13 protein-coding genes and 4 tRNA genes are annotated in these 19,559 nt (G+C 44.3%); 7 read left to right on the top strand and 10 right to left on the bottom strand.

Going from position 1 to position 19,559, the window contains the following annotated elements:
* Positions 1-17: 17 nt before the first annotated feature.
* On the bottom strand, positions 18-734 hold the full coding sequence (gene trmB / locus SSED_RS06275) for a tRNA (guanosine(46)-N7)-methyltransferase TrmB (RefSeq protein WP_012141567.1): 717 nt from the start codon (positions 732-734) through the stop codon (positions 18-20).
* A 242-nt stretch (positions 735-976) separates the two neighbouring features.
* On the opposite strand from trmB, the gene mutY reads away from it, so the two are divergent.
* Positions 977-2,062 carry an A/G-specific adenine glycosylase gene (gene mutY / locus SSED_RS06270; RefSeq protein WP_086022464.1) on the top strand — a complete coding sequence of 362 codons (1,086 nt, stop codon included), beginning with the start codon at positions 977-979 and terminating at the stop codon, positions 2,060-2,062.
* A gap of 2 nt (positions 2,063-2,064) precedes the next feature.
* Positions 2,065-2,343, top strand: a complete 279-nt coding sequence (locus SSED_RS06265) for an oxidative damage protection protein (protein WP_012141565.1) — start codon at positions 2,065-2,067, stop codon at positions 2,341-2,343.
* A gap of 155 nt (positions 2,344-2,498) precedes the next feature.
* On the opposite strand, the gene SSED_RS06260 is transcribed toward SSED_RS06265, so the two are convergent.
* Positions 2,499-3,074 carry a YceI family protein gene (locus tag SSED_RS06260; protein WP_041421565.1) on the bottom strand — a complete coding sequence of 192 codons (576 nt, stop codon included), beginning with the start codon at positions 3,072-3,074 and terminating at the stop codon, positions 2,499-2,501.
* An 84-nt stretch (positions 3,075-3,158) separates the two neighbouring features.
* A complete protein-coding gene (locus SSED_RS06255) occupies positions 3,159-3,710 on the bottom strand; it encodes a cytochrome b (RefSeq protein ID WP_012141563.1) in 552 nt (183 codons plus the stop codon).
* Positions 3,711-4,113: 403 nt separating this feature from the next.
* On the opposite strand from SSED_RS06255, the gene SSED_RS06250 reads away from it, so the two are divergent.
* The 4 genes from SSED_RS06250 (at position 4,114) to SSED_RS06235 (ending at position 5,165) form a co-directional block, all read left to right on the top strand.
* Positions 4,114-4,189, top strand: a tRNA-Phe gene (locus tag SSED_RS06250).
* 40 nt (positions 4,190-4,229) lie between these two features.
* Positions 4,230-4,305: transfer RNA gene (locus tag SSED_RS06245), tRNA-Thr, on the top strand.
* A gap of 668 nt (positions 4,306-4,973) precedes the next feature.
* Positions 4,974-5,049 (top strand) — tRNA-Phe (locus tag SSED_RS06240).
* 40 nt (positions 5,050-5,089) lie between these two features.
* Positions 5,090-5,165 (top strand) — tRNA-Thr (locus SSED_RS06235).
* A 318-nt stretch (positions 5,166-5,483) separates the two neighbouring features.
* Here the strand turns inward: SSED_RS06235 and nagP are convergent.
* The 5 genes from nagP to SSED_RS06210 all read right to left on the bottom strand — a co-directional run bounded on the left by nagP (position 5,484) and on the right by SSED_RS06210 (position 13,198).
* A complete protein-coding gene (nagP, locus tag SSED_RS06230; protein WP_012141562.1) occupies positions 5,484-6,788 on the bottom strand; it encodes an N-acetylglucosamine MFS transporter NagP in 1,305 nt (434 codons plus the stop codon).
* 244 nt (positions 6,789-7,032) lie between these two features.
* Positions 7,033-8,169 (bottom strand): transmembrane glucosamine N-acetyltransferase NagX, encoded by a 1,137-nt coding sequence (gene nagX / locus SSED_RS06225; RefSeq protein ID WP_012141561.1) that lies wholly within the window; start codon positions 8,167-8,169, stop codon positions 7,033-7,035.
* Positions 8,170-8,273: 104 nt separating this feature from the next.
* Positions 8,274-9,401, bottom strand: coding sequence for an N-acetylglucosamine-6-phosphate deacetylase (nagA, locus tag SSED_RS06220; RefSeq protein WP_012141560.1), 1,128 nt, complete (start codon positions 9,399-9,401; stop codon positions 8,274-8,276).
* Between the two features lie 27 nt (positions 9,402-9,428).
* A complete protein-coding gene (gene nagK / locus SSED_RS06215) occupies positions 9,429-10,325 on the bottom strand; it encodes an N-acetylglucosamine kinase (protein WP_012141559.1) in 897 nt (298 codons plus the stop codon).
* 221 nt (positions 10,326-10,546) lie between these two features.
* Positions 10,547-13,198, bottom strand: a complete 2,652-nt coding sequence (locus SSED_RS06210; protein WP_041421563.1) for a beta-N-acetylhexosaminidase — start codon at positions 13,196-13,198, stop codon at positions 10,547-10,549.
* Positions 13,199-14,060: 862 nt separating this feature from the next.
* Between SSED_RS06210 and SSED_RS06200 the strand changes: the two genes are divergently transcribed.
* Positions 14,061-14,780 (top strand): SapC family protein, encoded by a 720-nt coding sequence (locus tag SSED_RS06200; protein WP_012141557.1) that lies wholly within the window; start codon positions 14,061-14,063, stop codon positions 14,778-14,780.
* Between the two features lie 78 nt (positions 14,781-14,858).
* On the opposite strand, the gene SSED_RS06195 is transcribed toward SSED_RS06200, so the two are convergent.
* The gene (locus tag SSED_RS06195) at positions 14,859-16,385 is read right to left on the bottom strand and encodes a tryptophan halogenase family protein (RefSeq protein ID WP_012141556.1); all 1,527 of its coding nucleotides are present in this window, start codon (positions 16,383-16,385) and stop codon (positions 14,859-14,861) included.
* Positions 16,386-16,547: 162 nt separating this feature from the next.
* Positions 16,548-19,160 carry a TonB-dependent receptor gene (locus tag SSED_RS06190; protein WP_012141555.1) on the bottom strand — a complete coding sequence of 871 codons (2,613 nt, stop codon included), beginning with the start codon at positions 19,158-19,160 and terminating at the stop codon, positions 16,548-16,550.
* Between the last annotated feature and the right edge of the window lie 399 nt (positions 19,161-19,559).

The raw sequence follows: 19,559 nt of genomic DNA, 5'->3' as shown, positions 1-19,559 counted from the left end.
TTGAGTCAACTATGAACTCAGTCGATACGCTCAAACATTATGTCCCATACACCATGACCGAGTCTGTGACCTCTGGCCTCAAACTTAGTGAGTGGTCTATGGTCCGGACGCTCAACAACATCTCCTGTCAGCGACTGGTTCTTATAGCCTTCAGCTGCTCCCATGACTTCCAGCATATGCTCGCTATAATTTTCCCAGTCAGTAGCAAGATGGAAAACACCACCGATTTTTAGGGTGTTGCGAATTAACTGTGCAAATTCAGACTGAACAATACGGCGCTTATGGTGGCGCTTCTTATGCCAAGGATCAGGGAAGAAAAGCTGCACTCGAGCAAGCGATCCTTTCACAATGCTATTTTCAAGCACCTCGATAGCGTCATGATGGAAGACACGTAAGTTAGTCACTCCGGCTTCTCCGGCAACGCTGAGACAAGCTCCCACGCCAGGTTTGTGAACTTCAATACCGATAAAGTTAAGTTCAGGAGAGGCTTTAGCCATTTCAACAAGAGAAGCTCCCATACCGAAGCCAATCTCTAGCACAGTATCGGCATCTCTACCAAAAACTTCTTTCAAATCTAATGGCTCAGGAGAGTAATCAAGACCCATCGCAGGCCAATGTTGCTCCATAGCGGCGGCTTGGCCTTTAGTTAATCGACCTTCTCTTAATACAAAGCTTCTTACTTTGCGAAGGTACTTACCTTCTTCATTAAACTCCGCTGTTGTCACGTCGCTCATTATCGCCCTCGATCTTGGCATGGTTAATAGAAAACTAGGGCATTATCCAAAGATCATCAATCAGTGCAAGCCCAATATGCTTAACTGTTCGTAAATAAGTGACCAAAGTATACCAAGTTTCGCAAACAGTGCGAACGACACTCCCCTATTTCGCCGCTACAGTTCAAACATAGCTTGTCTCTATTAGCCATGATGGATAGACTTCGCGTCATATAATGATGACAAATTTAAATGTTCCTAATATGCCGCCAAATAACTCCACACCTTCCAGCAGCAGATCTTTCTCTACCCGCATCGTCGACTGGTACGATAAATTTGGCCGTAAACACCTGCCCTGGCAGATAGATAAGACCCCCTATAAGGTATGGGTATCGGAGATCATGCTGCAACAAACCCAAGTTAGCACTGTGATCCCTTACTATCTGAAGTTTATGGAACGTTTTCCGGACATACAATCACTCGCGGATGCACCGCAGGATGAGGTACTTCACCACTGGACCGGGCTCGGTTATTACGCTCGCGCACGAAATCTGCATAAGTCTGCTCAAATGATCCGCGATGAACACGCCGGTAGTTTTCCAACCCACTTTGAACAGGTGCTGGCGCTTCCCGGCATAGGTCGCTCGACTGCCGGAGCGGTATTATCACTCTCATTGGCACAGCATCATCCGATACTCGACGGTAACGTAAAACGCGTGCTAGCCCGTCACGGCGCTATCGAAGGTTGGCCGGGAAAAAAGACTGTCGAAAACAGACTCTGGGAGTTAACCGACAAATTAACTCCGCAACAAGATGTACAGAAATATAATCAGGCCATGATGGATATTGGCGCTTCGGTTTGCTCTCGTTCTAAACCTGCTTGTTCTGAATGCCCGGTAGCAATCGATTGTCAGGCTCAATTATCAGGCAGACAGACCGAATATCCGGGTAAAAAGCCTAAGAAAATGACACCTGAAAGAAATGCCTTCATGTTGGTCTTATCAAAAGGGGGTGACACCCTGCTAGAGAAACGTCCTCCTGCGGGGATATGGGGAGGATTATGGTGCTTCCCCGAGTTCTCGAGCCGCCAAGAATTAGAGGTATATCTGGTCGAAAATGGGTTAGACTCAGCTGAAATGGAAGACTTACCAGGCTTTAGGCATACTTTCAGCCACTTTCATCTGGATATCACCCCAATTTATATTCATGTCGACGACTGGAGAGATAACCTGATCATGGAAGATAAGCCTTCACTCTGGTATAACTTACCCAATCCCCCTAAAGTTGGTTTAGCTGCTGCAACAGAGCGAATTCTGGCCAGCTTAGGTTCTGTATTAATTAAGGAGTAATCATGGCTCGCACAGTAAACTGCGTCTATCTGAAAAAAGAATCTGAAGGCCTCGGGTTTCAACTTTATCCTGGTGAACTGGGTAAGCGCATTTTCGATAACGTCAGTAAAGAAGCCTGGGCTCTTTGGCAATCGAAGCAGACCATGCTTATCAATGAGAAGAAGCTCAACATGATGAATGTTGATGACAGAAAGTTTCTTGAAGAGCAGATGATGAACTTCCTCTTTGAAGGTAAAGAGGTAGAGATCGAAGGCTACGTCCCTCAAAAAGATGATGAGTAACAGACACAGCTCTTGTTAACAAGAAGTCCAGACACAAAGTCAATTTTTCCCCATCCATGGGAAATTGACATAAGTGTTCCAGACACAAAAAAGCGCCGTAAGGCGCTTTTTTATTAGATAAACTGGAGATAAGGCAGGAGACAAAGTATGGGAACTTATTTCCTAACACCTTCAACGACCAAGTCTAAGGTTACATGAGAAGAAGCCGGACCCAGATCCATCTTGATATCATAATCTTTTAATGCAAATTCGGCGCTACCTGTAAAACCTGCACGATATCCGCCCCAAGGGTCCTGGCCCTCTCCGACGGTATTTGCCTCTATCGCTATCGCCTTAGTTACACCGTTAAGGGTGAAGTCACCATTAAGCAGGAACGCACCATTACCCTGATCGACAACCGAAGTTGAGACAAATGTTGCTTGAGGGAATTTTCCTGTATTTAAAAAGTCAGGGCTACGAAGATGCTTATCACGCTCAGCATGGTTAGAGTCAACACTACTGGTATTAATAGTCACATTGACCTTAGCATCAGATACCTTGTCGGCATCGAAACTGAAGTCACCCTTAAAATCATTAAAGCGACCCGCGACAAAGCTGTAGCCTAAGTGACTTACCTTAAACTGAATTGAAGCGTGGGCACCTTCTGTATCGATCACATAATCCGCAGCAACTGCCGCTCCACTCAGTAACATCGAGGCCGTTAATGCTGTTGCTAATAAACCTTTTTTCATCATTTCTATCCTTCAATTAATATATTAAGTTTTCACTACCTTTAACTCTTACCTAATTAAGCTAAGGTCGAAACCATTGAGTTTCTAAGCTCTCTTTGCTTTCACCATTCTGAGTAGCGTTGAATCTTTATCGACAAAGTGGTGCTTTAATGCCCCAAGAGCGTGTATCAGTGCCAAACCCACCAAGCTATAGGCGGCATATTGATGGATTAAGCCGGCAATATCGGCCTGGTCATCGATAAATGCACCAAATCCAGGCAGTTCAAACCATCCAAATACCCAAATGCCACGGCTATCGGCTGTAGAAATTAGGTAACCACTAAACATGATGAGCAATAACAGCAGGTAAATAGCAGAGTGTGCCAACTTACCCGCCCTCTTTTCCCACTCTTTATGATTCGGATCGGCTGCGGGTTTAGGATTAAGCTGGCGCCAAATTAATCTGAAGAGCGTAAGCATCAGCAACAAGACACCAAAACTCTTATGCAGATGAGGCGCGGTTTTATACCAGGTACTGTAATAAGTCAGATCGACCATCCAAAAGCCCACCGCAAAAAGCCCTACCACTGCCAGTGCTGAAACCCAATGGATTAATATTGTGATCCTTCCATAGGAATTTGTTGTGTTGCGAAACATAACGAACCTCATTAATAAATCATTCACTTCATCATACGTTCTATTTTTAAAACTAAAATGTCGAAAAATTGGCTTATAAGTCCTACTTTTTAGAACGTAGTTCTTTTGCGAACACTCTTTACGAACACGATAGGTATTATTTGTATCGCTTAAACTGAAGGCTTATTACAATCAGGTGAGTCATTTTTAGCCCAACCGGGACTTTGCGGATGAATAAAACAGCGATTTTCAGAGTGCTGGCCCGAGTTTGAACATTAACTAACCGAACAGTTGCTGGATTACAAAAAAGCACTTGCAGGAAAAATTACATCGCTATAAGATACGCGCACTCCAAACGAGACGGGTCATAAACAACCTGATTAATACTCTCGCTTAGGGTAGATGACTAACACTTAGTTTAGTTGCCCGAATAGCTCAGTCGGTAGAGCAGAGGATTGAAAATCCTCGTGTCCCTGGTTCGATTCCGGGTTCGGGCACCAACATTTTATTTAATAGTTATTTAACTATTAAAAAAGATAAGCCGGCATAGCTCAGTTGGTAGAGCAACTGACTTGTAATCAGTAGGTCCCGAGTTCGACTCTTGGTGCCGGCACCATATTCTTCTTATGAAGAGCAATAAGCCACTTTAATTAGTGGCTTTTTTGTATCTGCTGTTTCAAGTTTAAAATGTTCCAGAATAAATATCAGTAGGTCTCCCCCCACAAGAGCCTCGACTCTTGGTGCCGGCACCATATTCTTCTTATGAAGAGCAATAAGCCACTTTAATTAGTGGCTTTTTTGTATCTGAGATTTGAAGTCTCACTGGCATCCTGAAGCCCGTTTCCCTTGCACAAAATATGACTGCTGATCCATATTACCTTTATCAGAGAAGTCATAGGTGAAGAGTAATAGGCAGCTTCATGCTGTTCTGCAAAGTCTGTGGTTGTGGGTCAGCCATGTAGCCGGAGTAGATCGTCCGTAAAAATCCGGATTTACTCTTATCGAAGCTCACGCGAAATATAAACCCGTTCACTTTATCCCCAGCTTCATCCATCCTCCACGATGTGTATGTGCTAGCAGGTCAGTTATACACCAGCATTAGCTCGCTATTAGTACAAATATCGCGTGATCGTTCAGATTTTGACAAGTTGAACATCTTTGTTCAAAAACTACTTGCACGCTCCGGAGCATCGCTATATTATACGCGCACTCCAAACGAGACGGGTCATAAACAACCTGATTGATACACTCGCTTAGGGTAGATGACTAACACTTAGTTTAGTTGCCCGAATAGCTCAGTCGGTAGAGCAGAGGATTGAAAATCCTCGTGTCCCTGGTTCGATTCCGGGTTCGGGCACCAACATTTTATTTAATAGTTATTTAACTATTAAAAAAGATAAGCCGGCATAGCTCAGTTGGTAGAGCAACTGACTTGTAATCAGTAGGTCCCGAGTTCGACTCTTGGTGCCGGCACCATATTCTTCTTATGAAGAGCAATAAGCCACTTTAATTAGTGGCTTTTTTGTATCTGAAATTTGAAGTTTGAAATTTCAAGTGTTCATGAATAACTATCAGTAGGCCTCCCCCACAAGAGCTTCGACTCTTAGTGCAGGCACCATATTCAGCCAGCTTCGGTATCGTTACCAGACGTACTCACCCTCACGTCAGCCTCATCTCAGTTAATACAACAGATTTCATGATGGGATAATTCATAAGCTATAAAAAAGGAGCCCTGAAGGCTCCTCTATTTAACTGCCACAATTTACGGCTATAGCTAATAACTAATGCTAATAGCTACCAGCTTTTCATCTTATAGCCTTTGACGGCATAAAATAGGATAAACAGGTAACAGGGTAACATCACCATGTAGCCGCCCTGCTGTCCCAGAGATGAGACAGAGCTTGTCAGTCCCCAAAATAGCGGACCAAAGGCTCCACCAGCAATCCCCATTACCAGTAATGCAGAACCGGTGCTGGTTAACTTACCCATGCCCGATAGCGCCAGTGGCCATACCGCCGGCCAAACAATCGCGTTAGCCAAGCCAAGGAAAGCGATCATTAGCAGGGTATCAGGTAGCTGTGCGCCACCAAATGGAACTAAGAGGACGTTTGCAATGGCATAGGATTCATTATCACCAAATACGATACCTAAAGTTAACAGTAATCCCAATATCGCCGAGATCATCAAGGCTTTTGGCTGAGAGATAAAACGAGGAATGGTCAATATCCCTAATGTATAACCAAGCACCATACAGATCATGGTGTATGAGGTCATCACACCATAACTTTCAACACCTAAAGAGAGGGCAAATGTACCTATCGTATCACCCGCTATCACCTCGACAGCAACGTAGAAAAACAGCGCCGCCACACCGAATGCCAGATTAGGATGAGATAAAGCTTCCTTTATATGGCCTTTACTGTTTGCATCGCTGTCAGCATCTTCATTTGCCAATTCCGGCAGAGGTGATTTCTTGACGACTAATGCTAATAAACCGATAAACAGTGCCATTCCCAGGTATGGGATCACCAGGCCATTAGCCATCTCATCTATCTGAAGCTGAGTCAGCTCTGTCCCCACTCTATCTTTAAAACTGTCTAAGATAAGAGCGGTAAATACCATAGGTGCTATAACACCGGCACCTTTATTCAAAATCCCCATCACACTAACACGTGCGGCGGCAGACTCTTCAGGGCCAATGCGGACAACATAAGGATTCACAGCAGTTTGAAGTAGAGTCTGACCCGCTCCCATCACCAGCTGTGCGAAAAGGAACAAACCGAAAATCTGAGTCTTAGCGGCGGGAATGAAGAGTAAACCCGCAATCATCATGACACCCATACCCAGCGCCATGCCGTTTTTATAACCCACCTTTCGTATTAACCAGGCTGAAGGTAGCGCGGTAAAGGTCACTGCAATATAAAATGAAAATAAAATTAGTGAGGCTTGTAGCGGAGTTAATTGAAGGATCTGTTTCAGATACGGCATCAATGAGCCATTGAGCCAGGTTGCAAACCCCAGCACAAAAAAGAGCACTGCGACTATCGTCATCGGGATAACGCTACTGCGCTTCTTATCACTATTTAATGTCATTTCCATAAGCCTGCTTCTTATAATATTTAATTGTGGAATACGGTACGGTTAATCTCACTTACTCATATAAACCTGTGGCTAATCTCTACCAAATAACGCTATTCATGGGTTAATTCAAACAACTTTGTTTCACTGATGTTAAAACAGAAACCAAAAAAAGACAACGCTGTCATTTCATTCTTTTAACATTGAAACAGATACCCATTCATTTTAATGCGTCAAATCAGTAACAAACTCTAACCCTACAGACTTAAACCTTAATGAAAATATTTCGCCTATACATCCAAAACAGCAGCAACCACTGTACTAACAGCAGTGAAATAACGGCGACCAGTTGTTGGCCCGCTGCGGGGGAGGCATTGATGATCCCGCCAAAGAGACCTTGTGCGATGTATTTCCAATCGATGAGGCTAGAGGCAAGATAGATGATAATGGCGTTGCACCCGATAACAACAAAGGGGAAAGCCAGTGTCTGCCACTTAAGTAGATCGACAATAGCATAGAAGACAGTGAGCAGAATTAAACTCCAGCCTATGGTTACCAAGGTAAATGAGCTGGTCCATAACTCCTTATTTACCGGCACAATGAAATCAAGCAGCCAACCGAGTCCCAAGAAGGCAGCACCCGCGACTAACATATAAACCACTTTAAACCATTCACCTTTAGGATGAGGCTTAATGATAAAATGTCCGACAAACACACCAGCTAAAGCATTCGCTACGGCGGGGATAGTTGACAATATTCCCTCAGGATCTAATGGTCGGTTCTGGTAAGTGATCCCGGGAAGGAAATGAGTATCGACAAACGCATTAATAGAACCTTCTGGAGTGAAACTCCCTGCCCCATACCCTGGCACCGGGGAAAATAGCTGAAGGAGCGCATAACCAACCAAAATGCCAAGCATGATGATTATTTGCGTACGCAAACAGGTATGCCATACCAGGATAGCAGCAAAAAACCAGGCAAAAGCGATTCGACCAAGCACACTGGCATATCTAACTTCATCGAGTACAACCGGGACTCCCGTTCCCCAGCCATGGTTGTAAAGAATACCGAAGAAAAGCAGGAGTAATAACCGCTTAACAGCGTGTATATACAGCGGCATTCTCTTGGCGATGGGTAGCTTATCTAACCGCTTTGGCGACAGACCTAATGCCACTCCCGATAGAAAAATGAATAATGGAAAGATGAGATCGTAAAAGGTAAACCCATGCCACTCACTGTGGTGCATCTGGGTGTCAAACCATTGCCAGCCTTGCCAACCAGTCCAGGCTAACAAACCCGCAAATAGTACTTCACCACCCAAAATCCAAAACATATCGAACCCCCTAAGTGCATCTAGAGACATTAATCGACGTTTGGAGACCTTAGCTTGAGCAACTTCCATTACTTCTCCCAAAATTATTATTGTTATTTTTTGGTCTATATAACAAAAAGCCCCGACAGCATCTCTGCCGGGGCTTAAACTAACTCAAGACCGAATGGCTAAACCTAAAATACACGCTTTCCACCAATGTAGGTTTGTTCAACTTTGATATGATGATTGAGTAAGCTAAAGTCTGCACGACTGCCTACCGATAGCTGGCCTTGGCGCTTTTCAAGATTTAAAAATTGCGCCGGATAGAGAGATCCCATTCTTATCGCTTCGTCTAAATCTATTCCCAACATATTGACGGTATTGCGCACCGCTCCAGCCATATCGAGTACACAACCGGCAAGCTCACCGGTAAGCGCATTTAATCGATCACCTTGACGTATAACCTCAGTGCCAAAGAGCTCGAAACTCGCTTCACTATTCAGGCCTACCGGAGGCATGGCATCGGTAACCAGCATTACCTTGCCTTGGGGTTTTCCGTAGATAGCCACCTTAGCCGCAGCCGAATGAACATGGTGTCCATCGACAATTAAGCCACACCAGGCATCCCTGCTTTCTAAGGCTGCACCAACCATGCCCGGCTCTCTGGAGCCAAATGCTGACATAGCATTAAACAGATGAGTAAACCCGGTAGCGCCGGCTTCGAGTGCGGCTACAACCGTTTCATAATCGGCATTTGAATGACCAAGGCAGACCTTAACATCGGCTGCAACGAGTGCCTTAATCACCTCAACGGAGACATTTTCAGGTGCCAAAGTCACAAGCTTAATGCCTAAGTCATCGCGACTAAAGAGTTCGAGTTCGGCGTCGGATATGCGACGAATATGAGATTGAGGGTGCACCCCTTTTTTAGGAATAGAGAGGTGCGGCCCCTCAAAGTGCACACCCAATACACCGGCACTAGCTTTAGTTAATGAAGCGGCAACGGCATCGGCCGCTCTTCGCATCACGTCGATGTCATCTGTAATGAGTGTCGGCAGGAAACCTGTGGTGCCGAATCTAGCGTGTGCGGAACCTATCGTCTCGATGCACTCGACCGAGGTATCTGCATTTAATAACGCCCCGCCACCACCATTTACCTGAACATCGATAAAGCCGGGAGAGAGCATCCCATCCAGCTTCACTTCCTTTGCACCGGAAACGGTATCAAATGCCAGAATATGCCCATCCTCAATAGTAACCGGGCATTCACTATGAAAAGTCTCGCCATCGAATACTTGCTGTGCAATAAAAGTCTGCTTCATCTCATTTAGATCCTGAGTCTACTTAAATCATCTGTTCTGAAACTGCTGACGGGCATAGTATGCAGCCCCGAATTCCGGTGGCGCCAATGTGGGTGAAAGCTTAGCAATCACATCTTTACCCAGCCATGGAGCCAAGGGCTCTGCAAGACCACCAATCATGGAGAAACGAGGGGGTTCAATTTCAAATAACTTGCGCGCCAGCTCACTGATATAATCCGCGCCCTCTTTGACTATGCCAAGCGCGACCTCGTCATTAGCATGGGCACACTCAAGAACGATACGAGCAAGTTTTGCGTAAGTTCCGGATGACTGCCCTGCCAGCTGTTCAACAATTCCCAACGCATCTTTAGTCTTAAAATAACTCAGAACTCGCTCGGTTAATTCCGTCTCTTTAGCGAAGCCATCGAGATAAAGTAAAACTTGCTCTGCAGCTTGTAAACCTAACCAGGCGCCACTTCCTTTATCACCTAAGGCAAAACCATGTCCGCCCAGGCATAACTCTTTACCGTTAACATTGGCGTAGCCACATGAACCGGTGCCGGTAATGATAACGGCACCATCTCCACCCTTGTGTGCTCCGATGCACGCAGTATGCAGATCTGTGGTCACATACATACTGGCAAACGGATGTTCCCAGTTAACGATATCATTATAAAGCCTGGGAACATTAACGCCCGCAAGACCGATACCTGCGACTAAGGTTTTACTGTCACTCAAGTTCATTCCCGCATCTTTCAATGCGAGCTCAGTAGATAGCTGAATCGACTCAAATGTTTGAGATAAACCGTGAAGTGGATTTGCGCGCCCGGCGACACCAGTACCAATTACAGCATCCTCACCAGAGTAGATCGTTGCCCGGCATTTACTGCCACCACCATCAATACCAATAAACAAGGGTTTCCCCTTCGTCTGGTTCACACTCATACAGACCTCATTCACAGTTTTCATCCAGAACCTGGATAAGCCTTACCACGTTCTGCTACCGATTAAGTTAACCTCATGTTACAACACAAATGACAGCGTTGTCATTTACTTTTTTATCCTAATTAACTCTGAATAGGGTCTCCCTCAGACACCTTACTAATAGGGGGTTAAGCGTGGCTTACGATTGTTACTTCCTCGAAACCACACCCGTTAAATCTTTGTTACATCACGACTAAGGAGCGGCCTCTTCGTTTCCCATCAGCGCCAACGGCCCTCACCTCTACTTGTCCCTCGACCGCTACAGGAGAGTTATATGCTTGCCACTGCCCACCAGTAACTCGATATTCAATATCGAGCCCAGGGTAGATCAGATTAGTGAAAAGCTTACCCTCATGAATATGAGCGCCGACGGTAGGAATACGGTATTCGATACCCGCCCTATCGAGCTTTGATAACTCTTTATAGCCGAGTGTATTTGCGATTATTGACCATTGCTCCAATTGGCTGGCACGCATCTCTTGAGTAAAGAAAGCAGAGTCTTGATTATAAACCGCCCCCTCATATTGATATGGCACTTCCCAATCGGCCTTATGCCATGCCTTCTCGGCTAAGATTAATAACCTTGGAAAGGTCATATACTCGACGACGGCATCACTTCTTAAGGTCTCACTCCAGATCTGTCCCTGTATACCACCAAAGCCCATGCCTTCTTTGATTGGTCCACTGACACGCTTACCATTTTCATCTAATTGCTCAGTATCATCCGCTTCAAAAGCCTGGCCCTGGATATCTGTCCATTGTTCGGCGTTTGCAGGAAGATTATCCGGCATAAAGCCATACAACTTTCGCTCGTTAGTATTTCGGCTGGCCCAGTAATAACCATGCTCTTTCGGATCCGCTTCGTATGGGAAATCGAAATAGAGCATTTCAGGCATACCCAAAATGGCATCCCAACCTAGGTTAACCTGCTGATGCGCACGCTTATAACCGTCATGAGAGATCACATCCCAAACGTTACTCTGTGACTGCTTAGGCATATTTTCGTGGCGAGTATGACTCATACCATCACTCCAGCCAGCAGGTTCGATGCCTTTCTTACTCAGTATATTTGAGACTCGCTCGACAAAATATGCGCCAAACTCGTCACTGGATTTTACGCCCTGCTCATTGTCTGCAAGGAATGTTTCACAGACAGGAGATTCGAGCCAGGCACCGGCCGTTTCATCGGCGCCGATATGATAAATTGAGAGCGGCTGACCCGCTTGCAGGTGCAATTTAGCTATCTCATCGATAACCTTAGAAACAAAATGGAACGTCGACTCCATACACACGTTTAGGGTGTTGTCGTCATAATATTGAATCGATGAGTAAACCGTCTTATCATCGAAATCGACCAATAGATACTCCTTCGCAGCCAGCTCCTTTCCCTGCGCCATTAACTTCTTGTAGCGTGCCTCCATAGACTTAATGGCCGCCCGGGAATGTCCCGGCATATCCATCGATGGAATGACCTGAATTTGCCTGGCTGAGGCATACTTTAAGATCTCTATATAATCTGACTTTGAGTAGTAACCGTTGACTGCGGTGTCCGCAGATGGTCCACTGCCGAGTTGAGGCAGTAAGCAGCTTGTTTCGGTCAGATCATGACAACGTTTACTGCCTATATCGGTTAGCTCCGGCAGCCCATCGATCTCTAATCGCCAACCTTCATCGTCTGCCATATGCAGGTGTAGCTTATTTAATTTATATGCCGCCATCTGATCTAACATATCTAAGATCAACTGCTTGCTATGGAAGTTTCTGGACACATCAATATGCATACCACGAAATCCATATCTGGGGTGGTCTTGAATACTCATGGTATTAACAGATAGCTTGTTTGTGTCTATCAGGCTGGTCAAAGAAGCCAACGCATAGGAGAAACCGGCATCATCGCCTGCTGATATTGTGATATTGTTTTCTGCGATATTTAAGCGGTAACTTCCGCTTGCCTGCCCGTCGGTTACTTTTTTAAAGTTGACCACTAAACCGTTTTCACTCTGGCCCACACCGATACGCTCGAGTCGCTCCAGTGCAGCTGTAATTGCGCCAGCATCGATTGAGTTTAGGTTTAACTTTATGCCTTGAGCGAGAGAAACAGGTCTATCGCTCGATGTTACTTCAACGCTTAACGGAGTAGGTATAATTGTGTTCACAGCCGATTCAGGCTGTGTGTCTACACCTTGATTATCCAGAAACAGAACCTCAGGTGTCGCCCACTTCAGCTTATCTGTATCGCTTCGCTTATATTGTGTGTCTGCATCGGTAAACGCGACATTATATGGCCTGAGTTCCATCCCGGTCTCAGCATCCTTGGTGACTTGAGTGCTTTTTATCACTACCGGCTTTAGCTCACCCGATACAAGGTAGTAATTTGGCATCGCATCCGTTTCTGATAACTGCCAAAGCTCACCACGAAAATCTATGGTCTTAGTAATCCCTTTCTTAAGTCCTTTGAAAGAAGCTGTCGGCTCAATTTTGTGAAGATCGCCCTTAACTCTGGTAATGGTAAACTCATCACTATTCACCGACTTAACGGGTCTCATCTGGCTAAAGTATATTGCCCAGTCTTTACTCGCGATATCGACAGAGGAAGTGAGATCGATTTGAGCGCTGAAGCAGCGTCCATCTACACCAGAAGTTGGGCAGCCATCGGGATAGTTAGTGATTAAGCGATACTTAATATCTAAAGTGTCACCGAGTCGATTGAGTGCTGACTGAGTAATACTCTGGTCTATCAGTATCTTGGCTTCTGTGGGACTGGTTACCTTCTGGCTACACGCGCCAGTGCTCAGAACTAAAGTTATTGCTGCAGCGATAAGTTTAAACTTCATCATTTTCCTCTTCATGTCAATATTCCCTCATTCTCACTAACAGAACGAGCTAACTTAAGTCCGCAACCCTTCCCCTTGCAATATCAAGCCCTCGGTCAACTAAGCAAATCGCTTACTATCATGAGAGGCCGTACCTGAGATCGTGGCTTAATCATCTACTTTGTTAACATTCACCTGAGAGCAAAATATATATTCCACCTCAAGCTGAGCCCCATTGGCGAAATAGGATTCATATAATGTTGTCAGTTGCCTGCGTTATGAATTACTCCTGAACAGAGTCTTTGAGAAAGTGTAACCGTCGATAAAAAGGGAGAACAGAAAAATTATCTCGATCAGGAACAGCAGTTCAATAAACCACTGCCCCACACATTCATAGCCCCAAAGAAAAAAAGCCAGGTGTATATTCTCAATCTGAGTGTAACACCTGGCCAATACTAGTTTCTGGGGAGAGACTAAATTTACAAACACAGATGTATAGAGCTTAAAGCCAGTATTCATCTGCCAAAAACATGAATCAGGAGACCTCTTCCTTCTCATGCAGACCTTACAGACACGTTATCACACAAGCAGATGACAACGCTGTCATTTATTAATGTACACAAAACAACACAGAATATCTACATTTATTTGACATTCCAACTAGGAGCCCGAATCTTGAAATATAAGAGGTGACACTTAAGGTATCGCGGCCGATTTAAAACAAATATCACTTAACCATAACAATATGACAACGCTGTCAAACATTGCTACCATCATTAGAAGAGATAGATTGAGCACCCAGTCATCATGATTTTACTTGGCTCGGGAATACAGATAACAACGATAAACTATTTAAAATAGTAAACTAAGGCTAACAAACCTCATGACAAAGATAACTCCACTCAATACCGCTGAGCATTCAGGTATCTCAATCATTGAATCTAATGATTTCTCTCGATTTTCAAGTGAACACCTGATACCTGTGGTTGCACAAGAATTTGTTTCATTAGCGACTGAATTCCCGATAGTCTTTGTAAAAAACGCTGAAACGGGCCGGTTTACCCCCGTTGCTATGATGGGAGTCAAAAAAGGTATTAACCTGTATTGCCAAGACAGCTCTTGGCGCACTGGTGTAACACCACTAGGATTCAGTAACGCCCCTTTATCTCTCATGAAAACCTCAGAGCAAAGTGACGAAGTTATGGTGTGTATTGACCAGAGTAGTCATTTAGTCGTCGACGCTGGCGGACATCGACTATTTAATGATAATAAGGAGCAAAGTGATTATCTGAAAGCACGCACTCAGGCTCTGCTCGATATCGCCTCTTTCAACCAGCAAACCGCAAGCATCTGTCAGCTGTTCACTTCCTTGAAGCTATTGGAACCAATGCAGCTAAGCGTCAAGCTGATAAACAATGAACAAGCCATTAATATTGATGGCGTCTATGTGGTGGATAAGAAGCGTTTGAATGAGTTGAGTGACGAAGACTTTTTATCGTTAAAAAACAGAGGTGTTTTGCCCCTTATTTATGCACACCTACTTTCACTTCAGCAGCTCTCGCGCCTTATCGAAAAACAGAACCGATACGATCTCAGCCTCTAGCTAAAGTGACTTCGCAGTAGAGGCCCTAGCCTCTACTGCAATAGCAAATACGTTTATTTTACTCAGAATTTACTTTATCTATACCTCTTGCAAGCCATAGCGATTTATCTTCTCTAAGAGCTCTCTATGATTTGGAAGTTCATTGACTAACTGATCCGCTATCCGGGCAATCTTATCGCTATGCATCCTGGCATTGCTCTCATCACTTGCACGGCTTAACGCTACCTGAGTTGGTAAATTCATACCGTATAAAACATACAGGTAGTTCTCGAGATCAAATACCTCAAACTTACTGAAGAAGTCTTCTCGATTAGGGATAAAGCTACTCCAGAGCGATAAACGCTTACTCAGTTCATCTGACATGGTACCCGGGTCTCCATTATCTATCCAAAACTGAGAATCAATTCGATCAGACAAGCAATAATGCAGCTTGATAAAATCAACCACTCGCTCCCAGGCATAACCCATCACCTGATTAAACTGTTGCCTCATTCCATCCAGTTGCGCTGCGGAAGTTGGGAATCTATTGGCCAAAAATCCTGCGGAGAAATCAGTCAGTAGGATTGAGGTTGCCTCCAAGGGCTCTAAAAAGCCTTGAGCGAGTCCCAATGCAACACAGTTTTTCTCCCAGAAACGCTCTCTATAACCCACCTTCATAGGTATAGTTCGATAGCTATGCTCCGACAACTTGCCACCGAGATAATGGTCCAGTTTACAGACAGCAGTCTCATCATCCATATATTTACTTGAATAGACGAACCCCACTCCTCTGCGGTTACTCAACGCAATATCCCAGATCCACCCGGCCTGATGTGCAGTTGCAATAGTGAACGGGGGAATAGCGCTGGCTGGATCTGTTGGCACTTGTACCGTTATCGCTTTATCGACGAACAACTGCTCTGCTTTATCTACAAAGGGAACCTTGAGTGCTTTATCAATTAATAAGGAAGCGAAGCCACTACAGTCAATATAAAAGTCAAAATCGAGTGTCCCTACGCTGTCGGTAACCAGAGACTTAATCTCCCCATCTTCACCCAAAATCACTTCTTGCACATTTGCACTTATATGCTGAACATTAAAGCGCTCTTGCGCATTCTCACCTAACAGCTTGGCAAACTTAGCGGCATTTAGGTGATAGGCATAACCCAAATGTCCCTTATATTCAGCATCACTAATTGTTTTAGGACCTTTGTAAGCCTCACAAACAGCATGTTGTGGTGAAATGGTCTCCGCGTAAGTCCTGCCCTTTTTTGATAACCATGCTTGGGTTAACTCCTTCCCTAAGGAGCTTGGCATATCAAATAGGTGATGATAGAAGTTGTGTTGACCATGTACCTCTTTATCAAGCCAGTTGGCAAACTTTATCGACTGTTTAAACGTCACGTCACAACGTTTAATAAACTCTGTTTCACTAATACCAAAGCTTTGCAAAGACTGCCTTATTGCTGGGACCGTTCCCTCCCCCACACCGATAGTTGGAATGTCGGGTGATTCAATTAAGGTTACCGATAACAGCTCATTATTTAATGCAGCTTTACCCAGGTGATTGGCTGCTAACCAGCCAGCAGTTCCGCCGCCAACAATTACAACTCTCTTAATATCCATAGGGTTCCTCAATAATAATGACCTGATAACTCTGATTCTTAGAACACTAAGCTAACAGGCTAATTAGTCTTTTTTATACACCTCACCAGCACACCGATTAACAAGAATTCTCTTCAATAAAAAGCCCAGCATGTGCTGGGCTTTAAAGAGATTAATCTTTCATTAGAAACGTAGTGCTACACCTAGCTTGTAACGAGCCTCACCTTCAAAGCTCCATGCTGGGTAACCATTTTTAAGCTCAGGCTTTACTTCAGCTGAGTCTGGCGCAACACCAAGTTGCACACTGTCTTCTTCAAGCAAGTTAACAACTTCGAAAGTAACAGATAGGTAATCAGTAATGTTGTAATTTGCACTCAAATCAACGGTACCGTAGTCCTGGTGTTCACGGTTACCGTAGAAACCGGGTAGCTCACGGATCATATACTCACTGCGCCAGTTATAGGCTACACGTGCAGAGAAGTCTTCCATCTCATAGTAACCCACTAAGTTAACAGTGTGCTTAGATGAGTCAGAGAAAACACTTACTTCATCCGGATAATTATCCGCAGGAGCATCTGAGTCTGCAAAGGTATAGTTAGCAGAGTAACCTAGGCCATTTTCAAATGAGTCTTGAAGCTGAAGTTCAATACCCTGAATTTGCCCACCTGTGCCATTTTTCTTGGTCGACTTAGTCCAGTTATCTTCACCTGAATCTGGGTCAATAATACCGATACTTTGATCAAGAATTTGATCAGAAGTCACGAATGAACTGATATCTTTAATAAAGTAAGTCGCAGCTACGATACCGTCCGGGCTAAAGTACCATTCAACACCAAGATCTGCCTGGGTTGCTTTAAATGGCTCAAGCGCAATATTACCAGTATTAACAACTTCATTGCCTGCAGTGCCATCAGCGTAACCGGCTAAAGCTGAAGATGCGAACATATCACCGTAGTTAGGACGAGAGATAACTTGTGAAGCCGAGGTACGAATAATTACATCACTCGTCACATCAAATGCAATATTCACACTTGGGAGTACGTCACTGTAGCTTGACTTCATTGTACTTAAGTTGTCTGCATATGACCCATCTGACTGGAGCTGATAGTAATCAGATGACGCATCTGTTGAGATATAACGCAAACCGAAGTTACCGCGAATACCATCAGACTCGAAATTGGCCATCAAATACAACGCCAGATTCTCTTCGTTAATGGTACCGTAACCTGATTTGTATACCGGACCTTCTTTACTAAATCCACCGATAGCAGCATTAGCATCGGCAAGCATCGCATCTAAGTTTGGCTTAGGCAAAGTGAAACCAGCACCAGAAGAAACAGTACCAGAGTAGTACTCAGATGCATCTTTAGCTGTAACATCTGCGTTTACAATCGCAGGGAATGTTTCCTGAGATACGTCGTGTTCGGCCCAACGAACACCAGTCTTAAATGATGTAATAGCACCAAGTTCTACCGGTACAGTAATATCAAATTGCGCATAGGTCTCTTCATCAGAGTTAGGCTGCTTCTTAAGAGACCAGCCAGCAGGAGCTAGTTGACCATTGAAGTCTTCTGCAGTAAATGATTTGTTAGCAATATCGATATCTATCACTTCGCCGGTAGCATCATACGTCCCCGCATAATCTCCAGGCTGACCTAGCCAAAAACCATAGTTAGCGGTCATGTCTGTACCACCTTCAGATTTGGTGTTACCTACTCGACCCTCTAAAGTGTAACTATCGGCTTCATATTTAAAATCTAGATCGTATGTATTTGAATCCATACTCGCTTTACGAGCCCAAGTTTGAGCCCAGCCGGGGTTAGCACCATTGCCATCGCGACGATAGAAGGTACAAGTCCCTGAAGCATTGGTTTGTTCACATGCCGCTTCTTTGTCATCCGGGAACATCACAAATAGTGAGGTGTTAGCATTGTTGGCTTTCATATCAAGGCTCATGATATTTAAACCAAACTCTAAACTATCTGTAGGACGGTACTGGAATGCACCATTGATTGCAGTACGCTCTCGCTCTTGTTCAAATGTGGTTGGAACTATATCGCCCCAACCTAATAGAGACTCAACACCATTACGCTGGTAATTGGTTTCAGAACTTGCTGCAGAGAGTAGGAAACCGAAACTTTCATTCTCATTTTTCCAGCTATATAGACCAGAAAGTTCAGGATCGATCTCTTCAGAAATTGTACCATAATCTCCCTTAGCACTCAGGAAGACAGAGTTGGCATCTAAATCAAGTGGTTTACGGGTCTTAACAATAACCGTACCACCTATACCACCTTCAGCAATATCAGCTTGTGATGATTTATACACTTCGATTGCACCTACCATTTCAGGTGGCAGTAAACTGTAGTTAAAGCTTCGGTCAATTGCTTGCTGATCATACCAACCCGTTGAGGCTACCGAGTGACCATTAAGTAAGGTTCTGGTAAGGCTACTCGATGCACCACGAATTGAAACCTGCTGACCTTGGCCAAACTGACGGTTTACGGCAACACCAGGAATACGACCCAGTGACTCACCTACATCGCCGTCAGGAAATTTACCTATGTCTTCTGCGGTAACAGCGTCGACAACTGAGTTAGAGAATCTTTTAGCATTTACAGAAGCCTTCATAGAAGCGCGCATACCACGCACTTCAATTTTCTCAATATTTTCATCGTCTGCTGCAGAACCTGCAGATTCTGCTTCGGCAGCAACAACTGACATCGACATTGCAGTACCAAGCAGTAGGGCGATATTTGTAGCTAGTACAGTTTTCTTAAAATTAGATGGTCGCATCTCATTTCCCTTCCATAACTTTATTATATTTTTTTAATTTCCATAACCATTCCCTAATGGAATGACAACGCTGTCATGTTCGGTACAAACATTACACAATAATTAACCTGCGCGCTACAAGAAAATAACCAGCAGAGCGAAATACCCGCCGAATAGAACATTTATCTCACACTCGTGAGGATGGAGCTTCCGGTTGCGAACCAAGTGTTACAAAGGGTTTCAGGCCTGCCCTGTATACATTAGGAAAGATAAATATTTATATGAGTGATATACGATTTAAATTTCTTGTTTGCTAATTAGAGTAAAAGTTCGCACTATAGCCAGTACAAGTTGAGAGTTAGTTTTTCGTAAAGCTGAGGTCTACATTCAATTATGAACCTTGTAGCACCTAAGTTTGAA

Origin of the sequence: Shewanella sediminis HAW-EB3, from assembly GCF_000018025.1 — a bacterium.
In the GTDB taxonomy this organism is placed as follows: Bacteria; Pseudomonadota; Gammaproteobacteria; order Enterobacterales; family Shewanellaceae; genus Shewanella; species Shewanella sediminis.
The sequence above is the reverse complement of the archived record's forward strand: the minus strand, read 5'-3'. Positions and strand labels throughout refer to the sequence as shown.

Coding starts and splice junctions, on each gene's coding strand:
- nagK (WP_012141559.1), bottom strand. CDS start 10,325: ATGAGTGTGAACCAGACGAAGGGGAAACCCTTGTTTATTGGTATTGAT.
- SSED_RS06200 (WP_012141557.1), top strand. CDS start 14,061: ATGACAAAGATAACTCCACTCAATACCGCTGAGCATTCAGGTATCTCA.
- SSED_RS06255 (WP_012141563.1), bottom strand. CDS start 3,710: ATGTTTCGCAACACAACAAATTCCTATGGAAGGATCACAATATTAATC.
- SSED_RS06195 (WP_012141556.1), bottom strand. CDS start 16,385: ATGGATATTAAGAGAGTTGTAATTGTTGGCGGCGGAACTGCTGGCTGG.
- nagX (WP_012141561.1), bottom strand. CDS start 8,169: ATGGAAGTTGCTCAAGCTAAGGTCTCCAAACGTCGATTAATGTCTCTA.
- SSED_RS06265 (WP_012141565.1), top strand. CDS start 2,065: ATGGCTCGCACAGTAAACTGCGTCTATCTGAAAAAAGAATCTGAAGGC.
- SSED_RS06210 (WP_041421563.1), bottom strand. CDS start 13,198: ATGAAGTTTAAACTTATCGCTGCAGCAATAACTTTAGTTCTGAGCACT.
- nagP (WP_012141562.1), bottom strand. CDS start 6,788: ATGGAAATGACATTAAATAGTGATAAGAAGCGCAGTAGCGTTATCCCG.
- mutY (WP_086022464.1), top strand. CDS start 977: ATGCCGCCAAATAACTCCACACCTTCCAGCAGCAGATCTTTCTCTACC.
- nagA (WP_012141560.1), bottom strand. CDS start 9,401: ATGAAGCAGACTTTTATTGCACAGCAAGTATTCGATGGCGAGACTTTT.
- SSED_RS06190 (WP_012141555.1), bottom strand. CDS start 19,160: ATGCGACCATCTAATTTTAAGAAAACTGTACTAGCTACAAATATCGCC.
- trmB (WP_012141567.1), bottom strand. CDS start 734: ATGAGCGACGTGACAACAGCGGAGTTTAATGAAGAAGGTAAGTACCTT.
- SSED_RS06260 (WP_041421565.1), bottom strand. CDS start 3,074: ATGAAAAAAGGTTTATTAGCAACAGCATTAACGGCCTCGATGTTACTG.